This is a genomic window from Buttiauxella sp. A111 (assembly GCF_014189855.1).
GTDB lineage: Bacteria > Pseudomonadota > Gammaproteobacteria > Enterobacterales > Enterobacteriaceae > Buttiauxella > Buttiauxella selenatireducens.
On sequence record NZ_BJFN01000001.1, the window covers coordinates 154,867 to 181,065 of the forward strand.

Below are 26,199 nucleotides of genomic sequence, written 5' to 3' on the forward strand. Positions count from 1 at the left end.
TACCTTCTCAACGTTATTTACCGCTGCCCGCAACTTCATCTCCGCCACGGCTCAGCCAGTACGCCCCTAGAATCGGAATGGTGGTCATCAGCATCACCATTAATGCCACCACATTGGTGACCGGAACTTCACGCGGCCGCCCAAGTTGATTGAGTAACCACAACGGCAGCGTGCGCTCATGCCCGGCCGTAAAGGTGGTGACAATAATTTCATCAAATGACAGCGCGAACGCCAGCATGCCCCCGGCTAATAACGCCGACCCCAGATTGGGTAAAATGACGTAGCGGAAGGTCTGCCAGCCGTCGGCCCCCAAATCCATCGACGCTTCAATCAAGCTGTATGAGGTACGACGGAAACGGGCGATGACGTTGTTAAACACAATCACGACGCAAAATGTGGCATGGCCGACCACAATGGTCAGAAAACCTGGCTCAAAGTTCATCATCTTGAACGCCGTTAATAACGCGATACCCGTAATGATTCCCGGTAACGCGATGGGTAACAGCAGCAGCAATGAGATGGCATTTTTGCCAAAGAATTCGCGTCGCCATAATGCTGCGGCGGCAAGTGTGCCAAGTATCAACGCAAGTATAGTTGCCAGCGCGGCGATTTTAAGTGACAACGTCACAGCATCGAGAATATCCCCTCGCGACGCCGCCACGCTGAACCAGTGCAGCGTCAGCCCTTTGGGAGGAAAACTAAAAGCCGCTTCTTCTGTGTTAAACGCGTAAAGCGCAATAATCAGCAGCGGGAAATGCAGGAAGATGACCCCGCCCCAGGCCGCAACTTTGAGTAATAACGGTGCGCGTTCAGAGTGCATCGAAAGCCCCCAGTCGTTTCACCAGTGAAAGATAAATGGCAATCAGAACAATCGGCACCAGCGTAAAGGCGGCAGCCATCGGCATATTGCCAATCGCCCCCTGTTGGGAATACACCATGTTGCCAATGAAATATCCCGGTGGGCCCACCAGTTGCGGCACTATAAAATCACCGAGCGTCAGCGAAAACGTAAACACCGATCCCGCAGCCACACCCGGGATCGCCAGAGGCAAAATCACATGTCGGAAGGTTTGAGCCGGACGCGCGCCCAAATCTGCCGAGGCCTGTAACAATGACGGTGGCAAACGTTCAAGTGCAGCCTGAATCGGCAAAATCATGAAGGGAAGCCAGATATAGAGAAACACCAGAAAGCGCCCAAACCCGGAAGTAGAAAGCGTATTGCCGCCGACGGCCGGAATGGTCAGCATCAGATTTAGCAGCGGCTCCAGCCCCATATTTTGCAGGAACCATTGCGCCACACCGTCGCGTGAGAGCAACAATGTCCAGGCATAAGCCTTAACAATGTAGCTGGCCCACATCGGCAGCATCACGGCAATATAGAAAAACGCTTTAAGCTTGCCGGACGTGTAGCGCGCCATAAAGTACGCCATCGGAAACGCCAACACCGCACTGGCGAGCGTTACCGCAATCGCCATGGTCAGGGTGCGCAGGATGATGTCGTAATTCGCCGGGTTAAACAGAGCTGCAATGTTTGCGAACGTCAGATCCGGCGTGACCGACATCGTGAAATCATCGAAGGTGTAAAACCCTTGCCACAGCAGCGTCAGTAATGAGCCAAGATAAATGACGCCAAACCACAGCAGTGGCGGCAACAATAATAAGGCCAGCCAGAATCCCGGGCGTTGCCACAAGAACGTGGCAACGCGCCGCATCAGGCGGTTGTCAGTATGGGAGGCAGGAAGACTCATATCCATTTCATCCTTCCCCCTGCAGTGCAACCATCGCCGCACGGGGCCAAACTGCGGTGACCTGTTGGCCGATTTGATAGCGTTCTTCGCTGATAACACGTTGCGGATTCGCCTCACTGACCAACAGCTTTTCACCACCGGCAAGGCGCAGTTCAAATCGCGTCGCCGCACCTTGATAGTGGATTTCCTGGATCATGCCGTTAACACGGATTTCGTTACTGTGGCTCGGTTCATCACTCAGAACGATATGCTCAGGGCGCAGGGAAAATAACGTTTCCTCCCCGCACACTTTGCCGGAAAGCGCAGGTTGCAGCACGTTTGAAGTGCCAACGAAGCTCGCAACAAACGCAGTGCGCGGCTTCATATACAGCTGACGAGGTGTATCAACCTGCTCAATACGTCCGTTATTGAACACCGCCACACGATCGGACATCGATAACGCTTCACTTTGGTCATGCGTGACGAAAATAAAGGTGATGCCCAGCTCGCGCTGGAGGTTTTTCAGCTCGCCCTGCATCTGCTCGCGGAGTTTGAGATCCAACGCGCCAAGGGGTTCATCGAGTAACAACACGCGTGGGCGATTCACCAGTGCACGGGCTAACGCCACTCGCTGACGCTGCCCCCCTGAAAGCTGTGATGGTTTGCGGGCATGAACAAAACCCAGTGCCACGCGCTCAAGCGCTTCCTGCGCTTTGGCGAGCCGCGTTTTTTTATCCACACCTTTCACCATCAGCCCGTATGCAACGTTTTCCAGCACCGTCATATGCGGGAACAGTGCGTAATCCTGGAAAACGGTGTTGACGTCGCGTTGATAAGGCGGCACGTCTTGTGCCGGCTTGCCAAAAATCGCGATTTCGCCGGAAGAGACCTGTTCGAAACCGGCGATCAAGCGTAAGCAGGTGGTTTTGCCCGAGCCAGATGGCCCGAGCATGGAGAAAAACTCACCGTCTTCAATATCAATCGAGACGTTATCGACGGCGCGTACTTCACCGTAAAGGCGCGAGACATTATGAAACTGCACAGCGTACGACATAACTCCTCCAGGCTTAACGGCCACCCATAATGGCGATGTAATCCTGGGTCCAGCGACTGTACGGCACAAATTTCCCGCCTTCTGCTACCGGAGTTTTCCAGAACACGATCTTATCGAAGTAATTAAAGCCGTTGGTTTCGCAGCCTTTGTCGCCCAGTAACGTACTGGCTTTACACCCTTCAACCACCGCCGGCAGAGAGCCAAACCACGCCGCCACATCGCCCTGAACTTTCGGGGTCAGCGAGTGGTTCATCCACTTGTAGGCACAGTTCATGTGTTTGGCCTCAGCGTGGAGCATGGTGGTATCCGCCCAGCCTGTGACCCCCTCTTTTGGGAATACCGTACCAATCGGCTGGCCTTCACCTTTCAGGGCGTTGGCCTGATACGGCCAGGCGCTGGACGCCACTACACCTTCGTTTTTGAAGTCGCTCATTTGAACGGTGGTGTCATGCCAGTAGCGGTGAATCAGGCCGTGTTGATCGCGCAACACTTTCAGCACCGCCTGATACTGTTCTTCCGTCAATTGATAGGGGTCGTCAATGCCCAGTTGCGGCTGTGTGGCTTTCACGAACAGCGCGGCATCGGCGATATAGATTGGCCCGTCATAGGCCTGCACGCGGCCCTGGTTGGTTTTACCGTCAGGTAAATTTTGTTTGACGAACACCACACTCCAGCTGTCTGGTGGAGTTGGGAAGGTTTTGGTGTTGTACATCAGCAGGTTTGGCCCCCACTGATACGGCGTGCCGTACACTTTGCCGTCGACGTTAAACCACGAGCCTTTCACAAGCCGAGGATCGACGTTTTTCCAGTTTGGGATCAGTGCTGTGTTAATCGGCTGCACGCGTTTGCCCATAATCAGGCGTAACGAAGCATCACCCGAAGCGGTAACCAGGTCATAACCGCCCTTCGCCATCAAGCTGACCATTTCGTCGGACGTGGCGGCAGTTTTAACGTTGACCTTACAGCCGGTTTCTTTTTCGAAATCCGTTACCCAGTTATACGCTTTGTCGGTATCGCCGCGCTCGATGTAACCCGGCCAGGCAATAATATCGAGTTGCCCTTCACCGGCACCGAGTTTGTCCGGAAGCCCTGCCGCCTGTGCTGAAAGCACGGTCAAACAGAGTGTGGAAAGAGACCATATAGCCTGTTTTGTACGCATTGCTGCTACTCCTGTCTGAGAGGTAAAGGCGGCACGCTATGAAGAATCAGTGCCGAAAGTGCAAAAAAAATCCCCGTAGAAAAACAATAGTCTGCGCAAATATGGCAAGCATGCTGGCAACAGGAAATTTCACCAGGTTGTGATAGACAGCGCAGTAAAGCACGACTTCAAGGCACCAGAGAGCACGCACCTGCGATACCATAACCGGACATTTTTTTAGTGTAGACAGCGTGTAAATGCACTGGTGGTGTCGCCAGACAGATTTACGCAATTATCGAAATTTCATATGGATGGAGGTAAGAAATGCAGGTTGCTCATATTGCCCTGTGGACCAATAACCTCGAGGATGCTTGTGCTTTTTGGCGCGAACATTTCAACGCGCATATTGGTGAGGCCTACCACTCAAAGCGTCGCGAAGGTTTTATCTCCCATTTTGTGACGCTCGCGAGTGGCCCGGCGCTGGAATTAATGACGTTGCCAGGCCTTGTCGACAAACCCGCTCGTGAAGATAACCGCACCGGCTGGGCGCATATTGCGATTAGTCTCGGTTCTGTCGAAGCAGTAGATAAATTGGTAGCAAGCCTTAAGCCGCTGGGCGCGCTGGTCCACGAAGCGCGTTGGACGGGGGACGGTTTTTACGAGGCGGTGATTGCCGACCCAGACGGTAACCTGATTGAGATTACTTCGTGATGCTGGCCGTGAAAAAGTAAAAACATCAGGGCCGATTAGCGGCCCTGTGTTTCGATTAATCGTAAGTCTGATTTACGTTGTCGCTTGAGCATTTCATAGAAATTTTCATGCGAACCAAGGCTGAGTAGATAGAGCTCAAGGCGCGTATCCTGCCAACAGTAACCCAGTAGTGCCAAATGGTTATTAAGATGGAACTTATGGACCCGTAAATAAGCGAGGTCGCCCTTCTTTCGCTCCCCCATTTCCGGATCCGCGATCAATTTGTCAATTTCATCTTCCACTTGCATCTGGAAAAGCTCTGGCAGTTTCTCCAGCGCCTTTCCAAAACGAGCGGTTTCATAGACTGTCAGGGGTTTGCCGTTTTGTTCTGCGGACATATTTTCGCACTCTGCCATTTTCCATTTCGCTTTGTGCCAACATCGTTTCTTTAATAAAGCTGTACGGCAGATCAGGGTTATCTTCAACGATTTGCCCAATCTTCGCCCAGTACTCTATTTGTTTTGGCACACTCCGGCTGCAGGCGTCGGCGTGAATTTTCACATCCGCTACAAACTGGTCATCTAACCGTATGCTAATAGCCATGTTCATACTCCATCACCTCCATGTGACCTTCAGTTGTGAATAAGTCTACGCGCATAACATCGCGCAATGCGACAAAATGTCGCAAATTTGCGAGGCGTGTTCAAGAACTATTTTTTAGGTGCGTTTATACCCAAAATAATTCGTTATCCTAAATCACCTCCGCCAACCGGAAGAACAGTCCCCGTGATGTAACTGGCGTCATCACTTGCCAGAAACAAAATGGCGTTGGCTTGCTCGGCAAGAGTGCCGTATCGATGCATCAGGCTGCTGTCTTTGGTTTGATCAACCACTTGTTGATACCACGCCTGTTCTTGTTCATCGGGTTGCTCCTGATTGCGCGGTGTCAGGCGCGCTGGCGCATCCGTTCCTCCTGGTGCGGTGGCGTTGATTCGAATACCACTGCCGGTGTACTCCATCGCCAGAGACTGCGTAATGGCATTCACCCCGCCTTTCGCCGCGGAATACGGCACACGGTTCACCCCGCGCGTCGCCACCGAGGAAACATTCACAATGGCGCCGCGCTGCTGTTTGAGCATATACGGCAGTACCGCGCGGCATCCCCAAAGAGTCGGGAAGAGCGAGCGGCGGATCTCCGCTTCAATTTGTTCCGGCTGATACTCCGCATACGGGCGCGCCCAGATGGTGCCACCGACGTTATTCACCAGAATATCCAGTTGACCAAAATGTTGATGTGCCTGGGCAATGGCGTGATTTGTGCTCTCCCATTGTTCCAGATCGGCTTCCAGCGCCAGCACATTGCTACCTTGTTGGCGCAGGTTTTCTGCCAGTTCAAAAACATATCGTGCCCTGTCGATTAACACCAAACGCGCGCCTTCGCGTGCCATTTGCTCTGCGACCTGGCGGCCAATACCTTGCGCCGCGCCAGTGATGACTGCCACTTTATTCTGGAATCGCATCTTTTCTCCTTATGCAGCCGCAGGCTGCTCGGCTTTCTGGCCTGGGGCAAATTTTTCATAATGGAAACTTGCTGGTGTTATCTGACGTTCCTGTAACGTCCGTAATACCGCATCAACCATCGGCGGCGGGCCACAGAGATAGACATCCACATCACCCTCATTGAGCAAAGCATCGTTAAAATGATCGGTAACAAACCCTTTTTGTGCGCAGGCAGATTCCGCATCAGTGACCACAGGAAGCCAACTGAAATTCGTCAACTGACGCGCCAGTTCATCCAGCGTTTCCGTCATCACAAGATCGCACTCTTTTGTGACGCCATATAACAGCGTAATCGGTTGATTAACGGGATGTTGTGCAAGTTTTTTCAGCATTGCCAGGAATGGCGCAAGGCCCGTGCCACCCGCCAGCATGACTATCGGTCGTTGCACTGGACGTAAATAGAAACTGCCCATCGGGCCGGTCAATGTCAGCGGTTCTCCCGCTTTAGCGTGCTGCGATAACCAGGTGCTCATCAGGCCGTCCGGCACATTGCGAATCAGGAAACTGGCTTGTGTATCGCCGGGTAACGAGCTGAAAGAGTACGCACGTACTTGTGCGGTGCCTGGCACCTGGATATTCACATATTGCCCGGGTAAAAAGTCGATACCCTTTTCTGGCTCAACCACCATCTCAATGGCACTGGGTGACAATGCATTACAGCGGATGACGGAGCCCTGAAAACTGCCGATCCCGGTTTTGCACGCCGATGCGGATACCGGCACGTCTATCACGCAGTCAGAATGAGGAACCATCTGGCAGGTCAATACCTGGCGTTGTTCGGTTTCTTCCTCGGACAGCGCTTCTTCGAGGTAATCCTCACCTAACGCGTACTCTCCGCTGGCGCAGTGGCACTTGCATGTCCCGCAGACTCCATCGGAGCAATCCATCGGCAGATTCACCTTCTGACGATACGCGGCATCCAGGATCTTCTCGCCGGCGTTGCAGCTAATAAAACGCGTGACCCCATCTTCAAAGTTGAGGGCGATGTTAAAACTCATGGCAATTCCTCTTCTCAGACGTGATAGATGTCGATAACCTGGCGGATGTAGTCATTGTTTAGCTGAATGGTTTTGCGGGTGATCTGCGGCAGGCCGTCGGTTTGTTGCAGCGTGCAGAAAGTGGTGCCAAAGAAATAACCACTTTGCTGGTAACGATGGCTATGCGTCACCCAGTTGTAGCGCACATCGACACTGTCGCCGTGGCTGCCGACAATGGCGATATTGCTCAGCATATGCGTGGTGCGGGGTTCTGGTGTACTGGCACCCGAGCGCTCAGTCTTGATGCGATACACGCGATCTTCGAGCCCATCCCGGCTTGGGTAGTAAATCAGGGAAATCTGGCTCTGCGGGTCGGTGGTGAGCTTGTCATCGTCACCCCAGGCTGGCATCCAGTACACCACTTTTGGGCTGTAACAGCTTAACCATTCGTCCCACTGGCGGTCGTCAAGCAGACGGGCTTCGTAATAGAGAAATTGGCTGATAGCGTGAATATCCAGGTTCATGATGCTACCTCAACGCGCTGAGTTATTGAGGCATCGTACTGGCTTTGCTCTTTTTCGATAGCCGCAAGCATGGTTTGTTGCCAGTGGTGGTGATGGGCGATGTAAAGCGCTTCGTCTTCTGAGCGAATCCCGCTGATTTGTGGCGTGAATCCCGACTGCTGCGCGTGCTCATCCGGCCCATAAACCCAGTGCGTTGCGCCGCGGCTTAAATCGCTCCACTCCAGATTCTGCGCCATGTAGCCTTGTTGACAGGAGCGGAACTCCTCCAGATCGTCAGGTGTCCCCATACCGCTCACGTTAAAGAAATCTTCGTATTGCCTGATGCGCGTGGCGCGTGTCGGGGCGCTTTCCCCCTTCGGTGCAAAGCAGTAAATCGTCACCTCAGTTTTATCAACGGCAAGTGGGCGGATCACACGGATTTGCGTAGAGAATTGGTCCATCAGGTAGACGTTAGGATACAGGCACAAATTGCGGGTTTCGTTTACCATCAGGTCAGCCCGCTTTTCGCCAAACTGGGCTTTCAGCCGCTCGGTTTCAGCAAATACAGGGCGCACTTCAGGGTTCAGTGCTCGCGTCCACAACAGCATGTGGCCATGTTCAAAACCATAACCGCCGCCGACGCTTTTCGACCAACCGTTAGCATCCACGGCCTGAGTTCCTTCGGCTTCGTAATTTCGTCGCGACATCGTCGACGCATAGTTCCAGTGCACGACGCTGACGTGATAACCGTCCGCACCGTTTTCAGCACCGAGTTTCCAGTTGCCTTCATAGATGTAGCTGGATGAGCCCTGCAACACTTCCAGCCCGTTCGGTGCCTGATCAACAATCAAATCAATAATTTTGCGCGTTTCGCCGAGGTATTCCTCAAGCGGCAGCACATCGTCAGACAAACTGCCAAACAGGAAGCCGCGATATGACTCAAAACGAGGCAGTTTTTTTAGGTCATGGGAACCATTTTGTTTAAAGGACTCGGGATAGCCACCGACACTTTCATCCTTGGCTTTTAACAGCTTACCGTTGTTACTGAACGTCCAGCCGTGGAATGGGCAGGTAAACGAATTTTTATTGCCCGCTTTTCGGCGGCATAACATTGCCCCCCGATGGGCGCAGCTATTCATTAAACCATGCAGTTCGTTCTTTTTATCACGCGTAATAACAACCGGTTGTCTGCCGAGTGTGAGAGTAAAATAATCTCCAGCCTCAGGAATTTGGCTTTCATGTGCCAGATAAACCCAATTGCCCTCGAAGATATGTTTCATTTCCAGTTCAAATAATTGCTCATCAATAAATACATTTCGATTGCAGCGATAAATGTCATTCTCACGATCAACAATCAAGGCATTGCTGATTTTGTTTTTAATCGTATCCAGTGTTTTTTGCATGGCATAACCTCCCGTTGAGGATAACTTTATTTGCAGGCATGGATTACCGTAGAATAATGCCAGCTTGCGCTGGCACAGTTGTTATTCTTTGGCGCGGAGTCTGGTAATACGAGTTTCTTCTTCAGCGGAATGGGCCGGACAAATTGTAAAATCAAACTCAACTTCAGTATGTTCACCGCTTAAATTACGCGCTTTAATGGTTTGCGGATCGTTAATTGTCACCGGTTCGGCAATTAATCCATCACGGGTGGCGAAAGCAAAGTCATCCCACAGATATTTATCCCCATTAAGGTTAATTTGACTGGTGAGATGTTTGTGGCCAGGTGCGGAAACGAAGAAGTGAATATGTGCCGGGCGATTTCCGTGGCGCCCCAGGCGGTTAAGCAGCTTCTGCGTTGGGCCATCCGGCGGGCAACCATAGCCTGACGGAACGATGCTTTGCACGCTGTAACGCCCGTCACTGCCGGTTTTAATGCGGCGGCGCAGGTTATATTCACTTTGGCTTGGATCGAAGAATGAGTAATTCCCCAGGGTGTTGGCATGCCAGATATCCACAATCGCATTGGCGACCGGATTGCCTTTGGTGTCACGCACGGTGCCATGCAACCACATCGTTTTGCCGTTATCTTTCCCGTCATCCATACGGGTGTGGCCTTCAGCCAGCGGCGCGTTAGCAACATACAACGGCCCTTCGATAGTGCGAGGCGTGCCAGATTCAAGCTGCGCGTGCGCGTCCTGCGCATCCTGGCGTAAATCCAGATAGTGCTCAAGCCCCAGACCCGCAGCTAATAACGCGGCTTCCTGGCGGCCCCCCAATTCATGCAGGTAATTTGCCGCATGCCAGAACTCTTCTTCGGTGATATTAAAATCGTCAATCAGCGTGCAGATATTTTCCAACAGACGATGAACGATATTTTTGAAACGCTCATCACCTTCCACACCGTTTAAACCAGCACTTTCTCTTAATAAAGCTTGTACTTCGGGCAGGCGAACAAAGTGAGTTGTCATAATTATTGTCTCATTGCTTACTTGTAGGGAGCCATGCCCAAAAAGGCATGGCTCAGGTTAGTTTTTATTATTTATCGTCATTGCGAATGGATGACGGATGACGACATAATGCGTCGACTTTAATGTCCATATACGGATAAAGCGGTAATGCCATAAGTAAATTGTGTAACTCTTCGGCATCTTTAACATCAAAAATACTGACGTTGGAATATAATCCAGCCACGCGCCAAATATGACGCCACTTGCCTTCATTTTGTAACTGCTGTGAATAAGCCTTTTCTTTTGCTTTAATTGCAGCGGCAGTCTCCACTGGCATATCAAGTGGAATATTTACCGTCATCTCAACTTTAAATAACATTCAATTCTCCTTATGCCTTACGGCGATAATACGCTAACTTATCTTCATCAAGCGTCACACCAAGCCCTGGGGTTTGTGGCAAGGTCACCCCACAGTTGGCGAAATGCAGCGGCTTTTCCACAATATCGTCTTTGAGCAACAGCGGGCCGAACATCTCGGTTCCCCACGCCAGTGGCAACGTAGACCAGGCATGCAACGAGGCCACGGTGCCAATGGTGCCTTCCAGCATCGTGCCGCCGTATAACCCAATACCTGCGGCCTGAGCCACGTTTGCCAGACGCAACACGCTCGCCGGGCCACCGGATTTAGCAATTTTCAACGCATACGCGCCCGTAAATCCACGGCGCGCAATATCAAACCCATCCTCGCTGCTCGCCACGGCTTCATCGGCCAGAATGGCTGCATTTCCACGGTGACTCAAACGGACCAGACTTTCGCGATCGCTCGCGGCAACGGGCTGTTCAATTAAGTCAATTCCCATCGCGTCGAGTTCAGCACAACCGCGCACCGCCTGGCTGGCATCCCACGCCTGGTTAACATCGACGCGGATACTGGCCTGCGATCCGAGAGCTTCAACGATCGCGCGGGTATGTTGCAGATCGGTGCGTAAGTCTCGTGCGCCTATTTTCAGCTTAAAGGCGTTGTGTCGCCCTTCTGCCAGCAATTTTTTACCTTCAGCAATGTCTTTTGCGGTATCACCGCTTGCCAGCGTCCATAGCACGGGCAGTTGCGAAGTGAGCGCACCGCCCAACAATGCACTCACTGGTAATCCCAGGGCTTTTCCCTGGGCATCCAACAGTGCTGTTTCGATGGCAGATTTCGCGAATGTATTGCCGCGCACGCATTTGTTCATCAGTGCGACCAGGTTATTGACGTTATCCGCAGGCTGGCCTTTCAGTAACGGGGCAAGATAAGTATCAATAGCGGATTTGATCCCTTCCGGGCTTTCGACGCCATAACTCAGCCCGCCAATGGTGGTCGCTTCACCCAAGCCGATAATTCCGTCGGAGCGCGTCAGGCGCAAGATAACCAGCGTCTGGCAGCCCATGGTGGTCATCGAGAGTTTGTGTGGCCGAATCGTTGGCAGGTCAACAATCAGGCTTTCGAGATGTTCGATCGTGGCGCTCATATTCTTCCCGTCGGCGCAGTGGTTACGCCTTTATTTTTAAAGATGTTTGCCGGTTCAATCCCCTGCAAACAAAACGGTGTTTTCTGACAATAGGAGTTACCTCACCGTAGCGTCAACGGCGTTAATCGAATTGTTGTGCGATTATCGACGTGTTTCAGTTATATGGCAGAGTTTTGTGATCGTGGTGGAATATTCCACACATTGTCCGGGGCAACATTGCCGGACAACCGGGCTTAGCGCATTCTGATGACAATTCAGAGCGGCTGGAGGGGAAACATATGAAGCAAAATAACCATAATATTCAAGATGATATTCCTGGTGATAATGAAGAAATTCAATGTGTTGCTAAAAAAGACCCCAACTTTATGCTGTCACTGGCTCGCGGGCTGGAAGTGCTCAATGCCTTTACACCTCAGCGCCAGAGGCTAACTATCTCGCAGCTCAGCCAAAAAACGCAGATTTCCCGTGCAGCCGTGCGCCGCTGTCTTTACACCCTTGCCACGTTGGGGATGGTCCACAGCCCGGATGGTCGTAGCTATGAATTGCTGCCGCGTGTATTGACAGTAGGCTTTGCTTATCTTGCCGGAACGCCGCTGGCGAAAGTGGCGCAGACCGCGCTGGATAATCTCAGCAAAACGCTTAACCACTCATGTTCTGTCGCCACCCTGGATGGTGACAACGTGTTGTATATCGCCCGCACCGCTGTCGATAATTTAATGAGTATTGATATTGGCCGAGGCAGCCGCCTGCCTGCGTGGGCAACGTCAATGGGCCGGGTTTTGTTGAGTGCCTTACCGGAAGAAGAATTGGAAATTTATCTGGGGCGGGCAAAGTTGATGCGCTACACCCAACATACGGTTTCAAGCGTTGCGCAGTTACGCGAAGAAATTGCGCGGGCTCGTCGCCAGGGTTATGCGATTAACGATCAACAACTGGAGATTGGTTTGCGGTCAGTTGCCGTACCCATGTTAGCTCGTGGCGGAAAAGTGGTTGCCGCGATGAATGTCGGCGTACCGGCGGCCGAAGTCAGCGTTGCGGAGATTCGCGCCAGTATTCTGCCGCCGTTACGACGCGCGGCGGCAGATTTGTCGATGTCACTTTAACGCATCTGATTTTTTGTCACGCGATAGAGCACATGCCGGCACAACGGCTGGCCTTTCTTGATGGCGGGATGGTCGAATTCTTCGCAACGACGCATGCCAATTTTTTCCATGACGCGTTGTGATTGCAGGTTTTCCAGCGCGGTAAAGGCGACGATTTCGTCCATTGCGTGTTGGTTGAAACCGATCTCCAGCGCTTTTCGTGCTGCTTCAGGGGCATAACCTTTGCCCCAAAACGGTTTATCCAGACGCCAGCCAATTTCAATCACCGGAGAAAACGGCAATTCATATCCCGGAATATTCAGGCCAACAAATCCCATAAACGCCCCGCTGCTTTTTTCTTCGACTGCCCATAAGCCCCAGCCTTTCTGGGCGAGGATGTGGTCAGCCGCCGTCACCATATTGTCGCTTTCCTCGCGTGTGCGCGTCGATGGGAAGTAACGCATGACGTCTGGATCGGCGTTCATTGCGGCAAACGGCTCGCGGTCACTGTGTTTCCACGGGCGTAAAATCAGGCGTTCGGTCTGGTATTCCATGTTCACTCCTTTATTTGTTCTCGAATTAACCTGGCAAGCGTAATAACCGCATGTTGTTCCCGTTCGTCTAAAGACCAGGAGGCATTCAGACGAAAATAGTTATGCCATGCGCCGCCAGTGGTAAACATTTTGCCTGGTGCAATGCTGATTTTGTGGGCAATGGCTTGCTCACTCAGCATGCTGGCGTCCATATATTCCGGTAATTCGACCCAGAGAAAATAGCCGCTTTCACTGTGGTGAATCTTTACCTCGCTGGGGAAATGCTGATGCAACGCCTGCCAGGTTTGCTGTTTGCGTTCAGCCAGAACACGCCGAAGTTTACGTAAGTGGGTGTCGTAACGCTTGGTCGCCAGATAATCAACCAGAGCCAGTTGCATGGGTGAGCTGGTGGAAAGTGTGCTCATTAATTGCAACTGCTGAATGCGGCGCGCATGTTTACCGGCTGCCACCCAACCGATGCGAAACCCCGCCACCAGGCATTTTGAAAAGGATGAACAATGCAATGTCATGCCTTGCTCGTCATACGCGCGAGCCGGTAATGGGCGTTCGCGCCCGAAGTACAATTCACTGTAAACATCATCTTCAATCAGTGTGACATTGTGCTGCTGTAATAGCGCAACGAGTTGTTGTTTCTTTGCAGGTGACAGTGTCACGCCGAGAGGGTTTTGGCTGTTGGTCATCAACCAGCACGCTTTCACAGGATTGTCGTTGAGCGCCTGCTCCAGAGCGACCAGGTCAATACCATTTTCCGGATCGGTTGCCACCGACAGCGCCTTTAAGCGTAAGCGTTCCAGTGCCTGTAATGCGCCGTAGAAACAGGGGTTTTCAACAATAACCCAATCCCCTGGTTCGGTGACCGCTTGCAGGCTCAGATTAAGCGCCTCCAGTGCACCCGCAGTGATCACTATCTCCTCTGGTGACACCTGCATTCCCTGCTGCGCATAACGCCTGGAGATAGCATGTCGCAAGGCTTCGTTACCCGGCGGTAAGTTTTCAATCACGCTCATGGCGGTCGCAGTTTTGCTGACCGTCGCCAGCGAGCGGTTCAGTTGCGAAAGCGGAAATAAACGGGGGTCAGGGAATGCCGAGCCGAATGGCACGACCGTTGCGTCGCAACTGGCCTGCAACACATCAAAAATGTAGGTATTGATATCGACGGATTCGTCACGCGTCACTTTGGCAGGGACTGGAGCGCTACGCACGGCGGGTCGGGGAGCGACGTAATAGCCAGATTGTGGCCTCGCAACAATCACGCCCTGACTTTCCAGCGTTTGATAAGCATGGCTGACGGTCATAAAACTCATGCCACTCATGGTTACCTGCTCGCGCAATGAGGGCAATTTATCCCCCGGCAGCCACGCGCCAAGAGCAATTTGGTCAATGATTTGCTGCGCAAGTTGTTGGTATTTTTTCATGGTTAACCGGTGTTTTTAGTCTAAGTATGACGGGGTATATCAGCTACCTAAAAATACGCGATATTCATCAACTGTTATAGTTAAAAAACGCCTTTCTGTTTCAGCTCAAGGTGACACACCGGATTACCCTCCTCGTTAAATTGATTATCCTATAAACAGGATTAACTGTCTTATTTTTAGCCATTGTCGTGAATTTACGATGTGATTATGCTTCGACACTGTAGTTATCGCTTGGCCATTCACACAAAATGACGACCCAATCCTGGTACATGACTTCTCCCGGTAAACAAAAACTTCTCCTGCTGACGATCTTTCTTCTGACGTTTATTGAGCTGCTTCAGGCGGGTATGGTGGCCTTCGCATCCGGCCCCATTCTGGGCGAAACCGGCACATCGCCTCAGGAATACAGCTTCACTATCGCCAGTTATGCTTGCGTTGCTATTGTCATGATCTCGAAGCAGCGCTGGATTGTTGAACGAACCGGATGGCGGTTCTACATTGCTGTTTCGCTCTTTATATTTTGCATCGGCTCGGGGGTTTGTTCACAAAGTCAGACCTACTCCAGCTTTCTTGTTGGACGCATTTTGATGGCTATCGGCGGTGCTTCGTTTCTTACTGGTGCCAGAGTCATGGTCAATCTTTTACCCCCAAGCCCCCTGCGGTTTTCGGGTGTCAGAGCCTTTGCCACCGGGCTGGGAGCTGGCACCGCACTTGCTCCCTTCCTCGCCTCACTTGCGGTCAGTGACGATACCTGGTCGGGGATTTTTATCATTTTGATTGGCGTTGCAGCGGTGACATTTATCAGCGCCAGCCTATGCTTACCGGACGAAGTCCCCGACAGCGAGCTAAAAAGCCAGTCTCACCCATTTCTTTTAATATCGCTCTCGGCGGGGGCATTTACCGTGCTGTGGGTTTTACAGCAGTCTAACTATAATTTTTACAGCAACCTGCTGATTCTGTGCATTATTGCCATCACCGGATTGAGTGCGTTGTATTACTTTTTCTCCAGTATGGTGCGTTTTAACGGTGTTCCGTTGTTGATGGTGAAAGAGCTGTTTTCAAACCGCCATTATATGGTGGGGATTATTCTTTTCTCGTTTTGCTATCTGATGATTGGCCTTAATAACTATCTTATTCCGCAACTTTTACAAGGTGGAATGGGCTATAGCTGGAATTCAATTGGTACCTGGTATTCGGTTGGGCTGTCATCAGCACTGGTGGTATGGTTGGGCATGAGCCTGGTTTTGCCCAAGCGACCAGGGGCGAAGAAATTTTTTGTAGCGGGATTTTTGTCGTTGGCGGTTTATGCAGGATTAATGAGTGAGCTGGCACCGAATGCCAGTTTAATCGGTAATATTCTCCCTGCATTGCTGTTTAACGGCGTCTTTATCATGATGGTGATGGCGACAACTGCCATGCAAACCTTTCGGGAAGTTCAGCACAACGAAACCGTGTTTTCCCACGCCAACCAGATTAAAAACATGGCAGCCCAGTTTTCCACAGCATTAGGGATCAGTATTGCGACGGTCGGCATGCAATGGCGGGAGACGCTGCACTTCAGCATACTCAATACGTTTATCACGCCTTACAATCCAGCTTATCGGGAAACGCTCGCTAAAGTTAGCCAGATCTATGCCAACAGTGTTGGCACTTCGCAGGCGAACGATATGGCGTTAGCCTGGATTGCCCTACAGGTTAAACAGCAGGCCATCATCCTTGCCAGTCTCGATTTTTATCACATCATTTTTTGCTGCGGACTGGTCATAGCCCTGATAATGGGCATCCAGAAAATGATGCGCTAGTTATACTAACCGGGCTTTTTTATCAGGTGGCTGCGAATGGACTTTAACGATCTTTACTATTTTTATCTTATTGCAGAACACTGCGGTTTTACCCGCGCGGAAAAAGTTTCCGGAATAACCAAATCATTGCTGAGTCGCCGTGTGGCCCATCTGGAAGATCGCCTTAAAGTCAGGCTTATCCAGCGCAGTACTCGTAGTTTCGCACTGACCGAGGCGGGTAGATTATTGTATGGGCATGCTGCGGAGATGGTCAAAGAAGGAAATGCGGCGTATGACTCGCTGTCCAATCACGTGACTCAGCCCTCTGGCGTCATCCGCATTAGCAGCCCATCAGTGCTGGCGCAGTATCATCTCGCACCGATTCTTCCTGGATTTATGTCCGCATTTCCTCTGATTCAGGTTTATCTTGATGCGACGGACCGCCCTGTGCAGGTGATAGAAGAACGAATCGATCTTGCGCTTCGTGCGCACCGTTTAATTGATAGCGAGCCAGGTTTGATTGTTCGAACACTGGCAACTAGCCATTTAAAATTAGTTGCCAGCCCGGCGTTTCTCGCCAGAGAAGGCCTTCCTGAAACGCTCAAACAACTGGCAAATATGAGCACTATCAGCTCAGTAATGGACAGAGAAGAAGGCGAGCTTAAATGGGAACTGGAAAACGCACAGCGGCAAGTCGTTACGATTAAACATCGGCCGGTACTGTTTTGCCTCAACCCAAGAGTGCAACTTGAAGCCGCCATTCAGGGGATTGGTATTGGATTAATTCCAAAATCCATCTCCAGCCAGGCTGTTTCAGAAGGGAAACTGGTGCATGTTTTGCCAGAGTGGTCCACGCACAATCACATTATTCATGCCGTCTTCCCAAGTAGAAAGCATATGAACCGAGCCGTACGCGCCTTCCTGGACTATTTAGTGGAACACCTTCCTGGAACCCTGGAGAACAACCTTAAAAGTTGATGTGAAATCCAAAATTCATTCATACCTTTTTGGGGAAGAACTCCAGGAAGACTAAAACTGTTATAGCTTTATGGTGGCAGTCTGTTCCTACAACCCAGATGTGGCGCGGCTTACAATCGAATCGAATAAATATTTATGCGGAGTACTGCATGTTCGATTTAGACGCTTTTCATCTGGCAAGGATCCAATTCGCTTTTACGGTCTCCTTCCATATTATTTTCCCGGCCATCACCATTGGGCTTGCCAGTTATCTGGCGGTGCTTGAAGGGTTGTGGCTGAAATCAAAAAATCCCGTTTATCGCTCGCTTTACGATTTTTGGTCGAAGATATTCGCCGTTAACTTTGGCATGGGCGTGGTGTCCGGCCTGGTGATGGCGTATCAGTTTGGCACCAACTGGAGCGGTTTTTCGCAGTTTGCGGGCAGCATTACCGGGCCGCTACTGACTTATGAAGTCCTGACGGCCTTTTTCCTGGAAGCTGGTTTCCTTGGCGTCATGCTATTTGGCTGGAAGCGCGTGGGGCCTGGGCTGCATTTCTTTGCTACTTGTATGGTCGCGCTGGGCACGTTGATGTCCACTTTCTGGATCCTGGCGTCCAATAGCTGGATGCAGACACCGCAAGGGTTTGAAATCCTCAATGGGCAGGTGGTACCGGTCGACTGGTTCGCGGTGATATTTAACCCGTCATTCCCTTATCGCCTGTTGCATATGACGGTGGCGGCATTTCTGAGTAGTGCGTTTTTTGTTGGGGCCTCTGCGGCCTGGCATTTGTTGCGCGGTAATAAAACTCCGGCGATTAAAACGATGTTTTCGATGGCCTTATGGATGGCGTTAATCGTCGCCCCGTTACAGGCGATGATTGGTGACATGCATGGCCTGAATACCCTGAAGCATCAACCTGCGAAAATTGCCGCTATTGAAGGGCACTGGGAAAATATACCAGGCGAACCCACGCCACTTTTGCTGTTTGGCTGGCCAGATATGGAGCAAGAACGCACGCGTTACGGGCTGGAAATCCCGGCGCTCGGCAGCCTGATCCTCACCCATAGTCTGGATAAACAAGTCCCGGCGCTTAAAGAGTTCCCGAAAGAAGACCGGCCAAATTCCACCATGGTGTTCTGGTCATTCCGCATTATGGCGGGGCTTGGCATGCTGATGATTCTGGCTGGCGTGTTCAGCTTGTGGTTGCGTTATCGCGACCGTTTGTATGACAGCCGCCCGTTCCTGAAATTTATGTTGTGGATGGGTCCGTCCGGGCTGATTGCCATTCTTGCCGGTTGGGTGACCACGGAAGTTGGCCGCCAACCGTGGGTGGTGTATGGCTTGCTGCGCACCAAAGATGCGGTTTCAGCGCATGGAAATTTGCAGATGAGCATCAGTCTGTTGACCTTCTTTGTGGTGTACATGTCGGTGTTTGGCGTGGGCTACAGCTATATGATTCGCCAAATCAAAAAAGGCCCGCAGCCGTTTAATGACGACACGCCGCCAGCACACGGTACCCCTTCTCGCCCGCTTTCAGCGGTATCAGAAACCACCGAGGAGTTACGCTAATGGGCGTTGATCTGTCAGTCATTTGGTTTGTGATTATTGTATTTTCCACCCTGATGTACATCGTGATGGACGGTTTTGATCTCGGTATCGGTATCCTGTTCCCGTTTGTCCGTGATGCAGAAGATCGCGATGTCATGGTCAACAGTGTCGCGCCTGTGTGGGACGGCAATGAAACCTGGTTGGTGTTAGGCGGTGCGGCCTTGTTCGGCGCCTTCCCGCTGGCTTACGCGGTGATTGTCGATGCGTTAACGATTCCACTGACGCTAATGCTGCTTGGGCTAATCTTCCGAGGTGTGGCCTTTGAGTTCCGCTTTAAAGCCACGCCTGGGCATCGCCCCTTCTGGGATAAGGCGTTTATCGGTGGCTCAATCGTCGCGACATTTTGCCAGGGCATTGTGGTTGGCGCGGTTATCTCTGGTTTTCCGGTCACCGGGCGTGCTTTTAGCGGCTCGCAGCTCGACTGGATAACGCCGTTTAATCTGTTCTGCGGCATCGGTCTGGTGGTGGCCTATGCGCTGCTGGGCGCCAGTTGGCTGGTGATGAAAAGTGAAGATCCTCTGCTCAAAACCATGCGTAAACTGATGAAGCCACTGCTGATTGTGATGCTTGTGATCATCGCGGTTATCAGTATCTGGACGCCACTTGCACATCCGCAAATTGCAACACGCTGGTTTAGCCTGCCGAATCTTTACTTCCTGTTGCCGGTGCCGTTACTGGTGCTGGTGTGCAGCGCCTTGATATGGTCGTCAGTGGGTCGCGAAAACAGCTGGCACAGCACACCTTTTTTGCTGACATTGGGGTTGATTTTCCTCGGCTTTAGCGGGTTGGGTATCAGCATTTGGCCGTATCTGATCCCGCCGTCAATTACACTTTGGCAGGCTGCTGCACCGCCGCAAAGCCAGGGATTTATGCTGGTGGGTGCGCTGTTTATCATCCCGATTATTTTGGTTTACACCTTCTGGAGTTATTACGTTTTCCGCGGAAAAGTACAGCATGGTGAGGGGTATCACTGATGAAACAGACGGGTATGCGTTTGATGTGGATGGTAGTGTTGTGGGGCGGCAGTGTTTTAGCACTGACCGCCGTTGGGATGGGTTTTCGGCTGCTGATGAATGCAGCCGGTTTCCGCTCTTAACTTAGTGGGCCAACACGCCGTTGGCCGCACTCATATAACGCAGTGAGAAATAGACTCTGTCCTGCCCTTGCGGGACAGGTGTTTCCAGCCATTTTTGTTGATATGCCGCGGGTGCTGGAGTCGCTTTAAACGTCCTGGACTGTTTGTCCTGACGGAACAGTTCGATAACCTTCCCGGCGCTGGGCGCTTGCAGATACAACGCCCGCTCAGCCTCCGTCAGCATCTGCGTTCCCGCACCATCTTGCACCCAGACTTTTACGCCGCTATGGCTCAAGGTCGTGACCCATTTGCGGTATGAATCAGGCGTCATGTTTCCGGCAAAGAAGCTACTGACCGCAACGGGTTTATCCGCAACGGCGGCCAGCGACAAACGCGTTTTCTTCATCCAGTCTTCTGCTAACCGTTGCATTTGTGGGTCGCGCCAGCGCCGATCATCGAGTTCACTGCTGATATACCAGCCAGATATCGACTGCGCACCCAACACGTCTACCCAGCGCTTTGCCACCGCTACATCATTAGCGCGCAAGTGGTTGAGGTAGTTTTCAAGTGCCGGACCAGGCTGTTTTTGCCGCTCAAAAAACTGGCTATCTGCCGCCAGACCGATAACCAGCTTCAGGCCGCCAGAAAGAGCAAGTTGCGCTTTATGCTCAAGCCAGGCGCGACATTCCCCGCCAGTGAAAGCCTCGTCGTAACGGCTCCACTGCAATACCAGCGTATCAATTCCCTGCCCTTTGAGTTGACTCAACACATGTTGCCACTGCGCGTCGGAGACGGTGGTATCGCGCAGTTGCGGTTGATACATCACTGCATTCATGGCATTGGCAGTCGGGGCTGCCAGAAGCAACGTGGTTAAAAGGATTTTCATCATTACCAGCGAGCTCCTAAGGTCAGGAAGAGGTTGTTTTTGGAATCAGTGTCGCGGTTATGGCCGGAAAATGCGCGTTGATATTCCAGACCCACGCTGACCTTGTGCGGGAAAGCCGTGTAGTGCGTTTCACCAAACCAGGTATTCAGCCGCACCCCGACGCCACCCAGCGTATTATCGCGATAAGGTGTGTCGGTGCTGGCGTTATACTGTGCATGCCAGTATGGCTCGACCGTTTGGTGGCCATTCACTTTCTGGTGCCAGCTCATGCGGTAATCTGCGGTATATAGCTGATAGTCCGCTTTCACGAAATGCGCCGCATCCAGATACAAATTCTGCGACATCCAGCCATTTCCGGTGGGATGCCAGTCATCGCTGTATTTGCCGCCATTGAAGAACGACGCGCTGGCCCGCAGCATGACATCCGTTTTGCCGTCGTGATTACCGAGGGGAATTTGCTGTTCAGCCGCCAGATAAATAACCTGGTCACGCAGCGGTTTCCAGCGCACGCCCAGGCCGAGCATCGGCTCATAGACCGGCATAAAGTTATTCTCGCCGTCATTTTCGCTACCGGCAAAAATTCGGCTGTAAACGGAAAGCTGATCGCCGTCGATAAGTTGGTTTTTACCGATACGGTACTCCGCTTCAAATTGTTCATAACTACGATAACTTTTTCCCTGCTGGGCGCTGCTACTGCTGCCACCGCTATTCATGGAGTTCGGCGTCAAACCGAAAGAACCATCGTAAGTAAAGGTCCAACGACGATCGCTGTCCTCATGGATGCGGCGGAACTCAAAGCGGTCTTCTTTCTGTTTATCGCTCAACTGTTGTTGCGGCGTGAGGGAATTATCAATGTCATCCACCACCCGTTCGCTGTACTCGCGCGTTTTAGGTTTATCATCCAGTCGCTCGTTGAGATAGACCAGCTGACGCAGGATTTCCGGCGAGTCGGGATATGAAACACGGGCTTTTTCCAGTGCGTCACGGGCTTCAGAATGTTTACCTTGCGCTAACAACACAAAACCACGTGCGGCATCATCTTGTGTCGGTGCTGAGTCGAATTTAAGCTCCGCCATCCCACGATGCCAGGCCACATCCTGCCAATAATCAAACGCCTTATCGTTACCTGAGAGTTTGGCGGCGCGTGCTGCGGCCAACACATCGTTATCCAACAGGGCGCTGGTGGGTATGCGTGACCAACTGGTCTGTGCTAACTGATAATCTTCCGCGGCATACGCCAGGTAAGCCACTTGTCGTTGATAAACCGGTGATGGGTCACGCGCCAGCGCTTGTTGCGCGGCATACAGGGCAAGACCTGGCCGGTCAGGATAGCATTGCGCCAGATGTGACCAGCTTTGCGCGTCATACTCGGCCGACATGTCGCCCAACAAATTTCGGACGATGGCGCAGTTTTCTTGCCCCTGGAACAGACGCGCCTGAGCCATACGCTGTGTGGCCGTAGGTAACGGTTTTTCCAGTCGCATTCGGCTCTCGGCAGACAACCCGTCAGGATGAAGCGCAAGTTGGGTGTACAAACGCGTCGATAGCGAATTCTGCAACCTGCCCGCCCGCGCAAATGGCCAGTAGCGCAGTAGCAATTCAACTGCCATTTTTCCCTGATCCATGACGACCAACTGGTAGCTGATATTTTCCAGCTCCTGCGAAGATAAATCGCGCGTCTGGCTGATATAGCGGATCACCTGCAGGCTGGTTTGCGTGTCGTTGCGTGCCAGACTCAACGCCAGGCGCTGATCAAGCCCCTGATCGTCCGGGATTTTACTTAGCAGTGCGTTTGCCCCCTGCCAGTCGCCTTTTTGGATACGGATGGGGACTAACGTTGATAACACATACTGTTGGTTTTCTGGATATTTGACCGTCCAGTTGGCCACCGTTTTACCGGGTTCCTTGCAGTAAGTTGCCAGTAAACGCAGCCAGTTCCGCTCCTCAGCTGGATGGTTAAACGCCGGTTTACGGCTGGTGAGATAATGACGCAGTGGCATGAGCGCGTGACGTTCAGCCAGCGACTGAGCATAGGCAAGTTGCATACCCGGGCTATTCATCACGCCCTGACTTTGTAAATCCAAAATTCGCTGGTCACGCCGCATATGTAACAAGATGGCAAACCATTGCTGGTATTGAGCCTCACTCAATGTGGCATCACTGTCTAACAGTGCGTAACCCTGGTCTGCCGCTGTCCACTGCTGCCTGAAAATCGCACGCTGTATGTAGTTATTGGTGAGTTGTTGAGCGGCATGGGTATGACGAAATGTCGGGTCTGAGAGTTGAGCACGGGCGATGCTTAACTGATTGAACTTGATAGCATAGTTACCCACTTTACTGCGGCAATCTACGGTTGGCTCAGCGTCGCACTGCTTCTGCAACGCCAGCAGATCTCCGAGGGTGTTAATCTGCGGTTCGGGAACGGGGATCGCCGCCAGAGCCCGCTGTAAATCGGGGTTGTGTGGTTTCTTCCTGAGTTCATCTTTCAGAAATGCCTGCGCTTTCTTATCGTGCCCAAAATAGCGATAAGCTTCTGCCAGCCACAATGTCAGGCGCACACTTTCAGGCGCCATTTCATGCGCATGTTCAAAGCTGCTCAGGGCCCGCGTTTCATCATTGGCTTTCATGGCCTGATGCGCCCGCTCGATATGCGGATACACCTTGAAGTAGCGGTAATCGTTTAAGCCCAGATCCTGTTGTGATCCTTCTTCTGTGGCGAATGCGGGTGTCATAATCAGTGCACCGCAGATCAGTACGGCCAGGGGGTTCAGGCGAATGTTCATATTGCTTCCCCTGCCAGGCGTGCCTGTTGCAATTGATTGATACCTGCTTTCAGCAGCAACTTGCTGAGTGAGGGTTGCAGTTTCTTCTGCTGTTCCAGCGCGTGATCCACCACGTTCTGGCTGACCACACCTTCTTGCACCAGGTATTCGCCAAACATCAAATCGCTGCGCTCATAGCGCAATAGCACCGCGCGCAAAACGGCCTCATTGAGGTGGGATTCTGTGGTCAGCACTTCCGCAAACAGCAGTTGCCCGGAGACATACTTATCCCAGATTTCAGCCGCTTGTGACTCGGTGAGAAGATCTTCACTTACCGCACTATCCAGTAATTGTTTTTCTTTCAGTAACGCTTCCTGGCCGTACCAATAGCGCAGCCCAATCACAACCTGACCGCGTGGCACCACAACGTATTTGACCGGACGGCCAACTTTGCGACTCAGCGCCGAGAGAGAAACCGGATCGAGGGTGTTTTCACAGGCCAGAATCAGGTTCTCACCTTCGATACGCAATGGCAGTACTGCATGGTGTTGTGCCACTTTTGCCGGGATGCTGTTGATCAGTTGCGGATCGAGAGTGAGGGAGTCAATAGATTCCATCGGTACTTCAGCCTGTTTTGCCAGCGCGACCGCAAGCTGAACCGCCGTGATATAGCCCAGTTGTACCAGGTTGCCGCCCAATTTCAGGCCGGGAATGCGGTTTTGCAGAGCTTCTTCAAGTTGCTGACGGGTAATCACACCGGAATCCACAAGGATGTAACCCAATGGTTGGGTGGAGCGTTGCTCGCTGACGGTTGGGAAATCGTGCGTGGTTTTATCCCATGCAACGCGACGCGGATCGCCGTGCTGAATAACCTGCTTAATGGCGCGCCAGTTAGCCACAAAGTTAATCAGATTCCCCCAGAACAGGCGTGGGATCACCAGCAAACCTTGCCTCATTCCGTAATAGCCGGTGACGAAAATCATGCGTTGAATAATGCGATTGGTCATCAGACCGAAGTTAATCCACAGCAGCGTGGTGAGCCAGGTTCCTCCCACGAAGATAGACAAGAATTGCCATGCCCCATCAACGCAGCGCTGATAAATCATGATGGCGACCAGTTGCAGCATCACCAGCATTGCGGCAAAACTTAAAAAGTTGGCGATTGCCCCTTTACGGTCCCGCCATAAGAAATAGTTCAATACCGGATTTGAGCTCCAGCGGTGTGTTTTAAATCCCTGGAAGACAATGCCGATTATCCAGCGCGACTTTTGTCGCACTGCCGTCGCAAAGGTATCAGGGAAATATTCACGCACGCAGATAACGTTGGCGGTACGGGCACGCTGACCAAACGGCTTTCGGGTAGTGTCGTTTTTGTCCATCACCGGGAAGCGGCAGAAAATTTCTTCCATGCCCTTTTGGCGTAAACGGAAACCGATGTCGTAGTCTTCCGTCAAACTCTGCACATCAAACGCAATGCCGTCACCGTCGGCCAACAGCGCTAACACCGCGCGACGGCTAAAACAGGTGCCCACACCTGCACTCGGAACCTGCCCCGCTAACGCTTCGCGTACCGGAACATCCTTACCGTGCAGTTCGGAAAACTCATCCAGGTAGCTGAGGCTGGTGAAGTGAGTCCATTTACGTTCAAACGGATATACCGGGATCTGAATGAGATCCTTTCGGTCGACCAGATAATTAAACAGGCGTAATTCGAGTGGAGAAATCACATCTTCCGCGTCGTGCAGAATAAAGCCGGAGAAATTAAAACGGGCGCTGCGTTCAAACTGCAAAATAGCGTCGAGAATGTTATTCAGGCAATCCGCTTTGCTGGTGGGGCCAGGTCGGGCGCACACGACTTTATGGACATTCGGAAAGCGTGCGCAAACGTCGTCGACATCGCGTTGTGTATCCGGATCGTTCGGATAGGTGCCGACGAAAATATGATAATTCTCGTAATCAAGAGAACTGGCGGCAAGTCGCGCCATGTTACCGATAACGCCCGTTTCATTCCATGCGGGTACCATAATAGCCAGCGCTTTTTCTTGCGGCTCATACAGGGCTTTGTAGTCCAGATAATCGTTGTTACGGTAGACCGTTACTGAGCGCCATGCACGGCGAAGCCAGTAGACGATATCAATAAATAAGTCATCAATTCCGCTTATTAGCATCAGTATCGCCAGAGTAATAGCGATGACTTTCAATCCGTACAGATACGTTGAAAAGTAATCAACAAACCAGTCCATTCTAAATCCCCAAAGGCCATGTAAAACCCACTGAACTCTTCCATACGAGGCCTGACGGGTAAGCAATAAGGTTCCGCATGTTACCGGTATCATAAAACAATCAGGTAAACACGGAAAGTGCATTAATCTATTAAAGGCAACTCTTTAAATCATTAAAATTATATCATGAGGGAGTTGACTAGAATTTTTCACTGACTTTTCTAATTGTTACAGCAGATTAAACAAGTTAATGAAAATGAGAATTTTTAATATTGAGGATGCCAATTTCTTGCCTGAAATGGCTTTGA

At 51.7% G+C, this 26,199-nt stretch carries 25 protein-coding genes; 7 read left to right on the plus strand and 18 right to left on the minus strand.

Annotation, left to right across the window (positions count from 1 at the left end; translation table 11 throughout):
* Positions 1-13: 13 nt before the first annotated feature.
* The 4 genes from BSPA111_RS00650 to ydcS are packed head-to-tail and all read right to left on the minus strand — an operon-like array spanning position 14 to position 3,940.
* Positions 14-820, minus strand: a complete 807-nt coding sequence (locus BSPA111_RS00650; protein WP_183269296.1) for an ABC transporter permease — start codon at positions 818-820, stop codon at positions 14-16.
* Entirely contained in the window at positions 810-1,748 is a 939-nt protein-coding gene (locus BSPA111_RS00655) for an ABC transporter permease (protein WP_183269297.1), read from the minus strand. Before BSPA111_RS00655 ends, BSPA111_RS00650 begins: the two co-directional genes overlap by 11 nt.
* A 7-nt stretch (positions 1,749-1,755) precedes the next feature.
* On the minus strand, positions 1,756-2,781 hold the full coding sequence (locus tag BSPA111_RS00660) for an ABC transporter ATP-binding protein (RefSeq protein ID WP_183269298.1): 1,026 nt from the start codon (positions 2,779-2,781) through the stop codon (positions 1,756-1,758).
* A 13-nt stretch (positions 2,782-2,794) separates the two neighbouring features.
* Positions 2,795-3,940 (minus strand): putative ABC transporter substrate-binding protein YdcS, encoded by a 1,146-nt coding sequence (gene ydcS / locus BSPA111_RS00665; RefSeq protein WP_183269299.1) that lies wholly within the window; start codon positions 3,938-3,940, stop codon positions 2,795-2,797.
* Between the two features lie 303 nt (positions 3,941-4,243).
* Between ydcS and BSPA111_RS00670 the strand changes: the two genes are divergently transcribed.
* Positions 4,244-4,630 (plus strand): VOC family protein, encoded by a 387-nt coding sequence (locus tag BSPA111_RS00670; RefSeq protein WP_183269300.1) that lies wholly within the window; start codon positions 4,244-4,246, stop codon positions 4,628-4,630.
* Positions 4,631-4,665: 35 nt separating this feature from the next.
* On the opposite strand, the gene BSPA111_RS00675 is transcribed toward BSPA111_RS00670, so the two are convergent.
* The 9 genes from BSPA111_RS00675 to BSPA111_RS00715 form a co-directional block, all read right to left on the minus strand.
* Positions 4,666-5,007 carry a type II toxin-antitoxin system RelE/ParE family toxin gene (locus BSPA111_RS00675; protein WP_183269301.1) on the minus strand — a complete coding sequence of 114 codons (342 nt, stop codon included), beginning with the start codon at positions 5,005-5,007 and terminating at the stop codon, positions 4,666-4,668.
* On the minus strand, positions 4,967-5,212 hold the full coding sequence (locus tag BSPA111_RS00680; RefSeq protein ID WP_183269302.1) for a hypothetical protein: 246 nt from the start codon (positions 5,210-5,212) through the stop codon (positions 4,967-4,969). The genes BSPA111_RS00675 and BSPA111_RS00680 overlap by 41 nt, the downstream gene beginning before the upstream one ends.
* Positions 5,213-5,355: 143 nt before the next feature.
* A complete protein-coding gene (gene benD / locus BSPA111_RS00685) occupies positions 5,356-6,129 on the minus strand; it encodes a benzoate diol dehydrogenase BenD (protein ID WP_183269303.1) in 774 nt (257 codons plus the stop codon).
* A 9-nt stretch (positions 6,130-6,138) separates the two neighbouring features.
* Positions 6,139-7,167 (minus strand): benzoate 1,2-dioxygenase electron transfer component BenC, encoded by a 1,029-nt coding sequence (gene benC / locus BSPA111_RS00690; protein ID WP_183269304.1) that lies wholly within the window; start codon positions 7,165-7,167, stop codon positions 6,139-6,141.
* A 14-nt stretch (positions 7,168-7,181) separates the two neighbouring features.
* Positions 7,182-7,670 carry a benzoate 1,2-dioxygenase small subunit gene (gene benB, locus BSPA111_RS00695; protein ID WP_183269305.1) on the minus strand — a complete coding sequence of 163 codons (489 nt, stop codon included), beginning with the start codon at positions 7,668-7,670 and terminating at the stop codon, positions 7,182-7,184.
* The gene (locus BSPA111_RS00700) at positions 7,667-9,052 is read right to left on the minus strand and encodes a Rieske 2Fe-2S domain-containing protein (protein WP_183269306.1); all 1,386 of its coding nucleotides are present in this window, start codon (positions 9,050-9,052) and stop codon (positions 7,667-7,669) included. The genes benB and BSPA111_RS00700 overlap by 4 nt, the downstream gene beginning before the upstream one ends.
* Before the next feature lie 81 nt (positions 9,053-9,133).
* The gene (gene catA, locus BSPA111_RS00705) at positions 9,134-10,060 is read right to left on the minus strand and encodes a catechol 1,2-dioxygenase (protein WP_183269307.1); all 927 of its coding nucleotides are present in this window, start codon (positions 10,058-10,060) and stop codon (positions 9,134-9,136) included.
* A gap of 67 nt (positions 10,061-10,127) precedes the next feature.
* Entirely contained in the window at positions 10,128-10,418 is a 291-nt protein-coding gene (gene catC, locus BSPA111_RS00710) for a muconolactone Delta-isomerase (protein ID WP_183269308.1), read from the minus strand.
* 10 nt (positions 10,419-10,428) lie between these two features.
* Complete coding sequence (locus BSPA111_RS00715) at positions 10,429-11,547, minus strand: muconate cycloisomerase family protein (protein WP_183269309.1); 1,119 nt, start codon at positions 11,545-11,547, stop codon at positions 10,429-10,431.
* 365 nt (positions 11,548-11,912) lie between these two features.
* Between BSPA111_RS00715 and BSPA111_RS00720 the strand changes: the two genes are divergently transcribed.
* Positions 11,913-12,650 carry an IclR family transcriptional regulator C-terminal domain-containing protein gene (locus tag BSPA111_RS00720; RefSeq protein ID WP_255459236.1) on the plus strand — a complete coding sequence of 246 codons (738 nt, stop codon included), beginning with the start codon at positions 11,913-11,915 and terminating at the stop codon, positions 12,648-12,650.
* Here the strand turns inward: BSPA111_RS00720 and BSPA111_RS00725 are convergent.
* Together BSPA111_RS00725 and BSPA111_RS00730 are read right to left on the minus strand one after the other, a co-directional pair.
* Positions 12,647-13,183, minus strand: a complete 537-nt coding sequence (locus tag BSPA111_RS00725) for a GNAT family N-acetyltransferase (RefSeq protein ID WP_183269311.1) — start codon at positions 13,181-13,183, stop codon at positions 12,647-12,649. The genes BSPA111_RS00720 and BSPA111_RS00725 overlap by 4 nt on opposite strands.
* A gap of 2 nt (positions 13,184-13,185) precedes the next feature.
* Positions 13,186-14,598 (minus strand): PLP-dependent aminotransferase family protein, encoded by a 1,413-nt coding sequence (locus BSPA111_RS00730; protein WP_183269312.1) that lies wholly within the window; start codon positions 14,596-14,598, stop codon positions 13,186-13,188.
* Between the two features lie 248 nt (positions 14,599-14,846).
* Between BSPA111_RS00730 and BSPA111_RS00735 the strand changes: the two genes are divergently transcribed.
* The 5 genes from BSPA111_RS00735 to BSPA111_RS00755 all read left to right on the plus strand — a co-directional run bounded on the left by BSPA111_RS00735 (position 14,847) and on the right by BSPA111_RS00755 (position 20,042).
* Entirely contained in the window at positions 14,847-16,400 is a 1,554-nt protein-coding gene (locus tag BSPA111_RS00735; RefSeq protein ID WP_183269313.1) for an MFS transporter, read from the plus strand.
* A gap of 36 nt (positions 16,401-16,436) precedes the next feature.
* Positions 16,437-17,357, plus strand: coding sequence for a LysR family transcriptional regulator (locus BSPA111_RS00740; RefSeq protein ID WP_183269314.1), 921 nt, complete (start codon positions 16,437-16,439; stop codon positions 17,355-17,357).
* A gap of 149 nt (positions 17,358-17,506) precedes the next feature.
* Positions 17,507-18,907, plus strand: a complete 1,401-nt coding sequence (locus BSPA111_RS00745) for a cytochrome ubiquinol oxidase subunit I (RefSeq protein ID WP_183269315.1) — start codon at positions 17,507-17,509, stop codon at positions 18,905-18,907.
* Entirely contained in the window at positions 18,907-19,920 is a 1,014-nt protein-coding gene (gene cydB, locus BSPA111_RS00750) for a cytochrome d ubiquinol oxidase subunit II (RefSeq protein WP_183269316.1), read from the plus strand. The genes BSPA111_RS00745 and cydB overlap by 1 nt, the downstream gene beginning before the upstream one ends.
* Positions 19,920-20,042: a DUF2474 domain-containing protein gene (locus tag BSPA111_RS00755; RefSeq protein ID WP_183269317.1), complete on the plus strand. Its 123-nt coding sequence runs from the start codon at positions 19,920-19,922 to the stop codon at positions 20,040-20,042. The genes cydB and BSPA111_RS00755 overlap by 1 nt, the downstream gene beginning before the upstream one ends.
* A 1-nt stretch (position 20,043) precedes the next feature.
* On the opposite strand, the gene BSPA111_RS00760 is transcribed toward BSPA111_RS00755, so the two are convergent.
* The 3 genes from BSPA111_RS00760 to nrfB are packed head-to-tail and all read right to left on the minus strand — an operon-like array spanning position 20,044 to position 25,912.
* Positions 20,044-20,910, minus strand: coding sequence for a DUF4434 domain-containing protein (locus tag BSPA111_RS00760; RefSeq protein WP_183269318.1), 867 nt, complete (start codon positions 20,908-20,910; stop codon positions 20,044-20,046).
* Positions 20,910-23,690 carry a tetratricopeptide repeat protein gene (locus BSPA111_RS00765; protein WP_183269319.1) on the minus strand — a complete coding sequence of 927 codons (2,781 nt, stop codon included), beginning with the start codon at positions 23,688-23,690 and terminating at the stop codon, positions 20,910-20,912. The genes BSPA111_RS00760 and BSPA111_RS00765 overlap by 1 nt, the downstream gene beginning before the upstream one ends.
* Positions 23,687-25,912 carry a cyclic di-3',5'-guanylate-activated glycosyltransferase NrfB gene (gene nrfB / locus BSPA111_RS00770; protein WP_183269320.1) on the minus strand — a complete coding sequence of 742 codons (2,226 nt, stop codon included), beginning with the start codon at positions 25,910-25,912 and terminating at the stop codon, positions 23,687-23,689. The genes BSPA111_RS00765 and nrfB overlap by 4 nt, the downstream gene beginning before the upstream one ends.
* Positions 25,913-26,199: the final 287 nt, after the last annotated feature.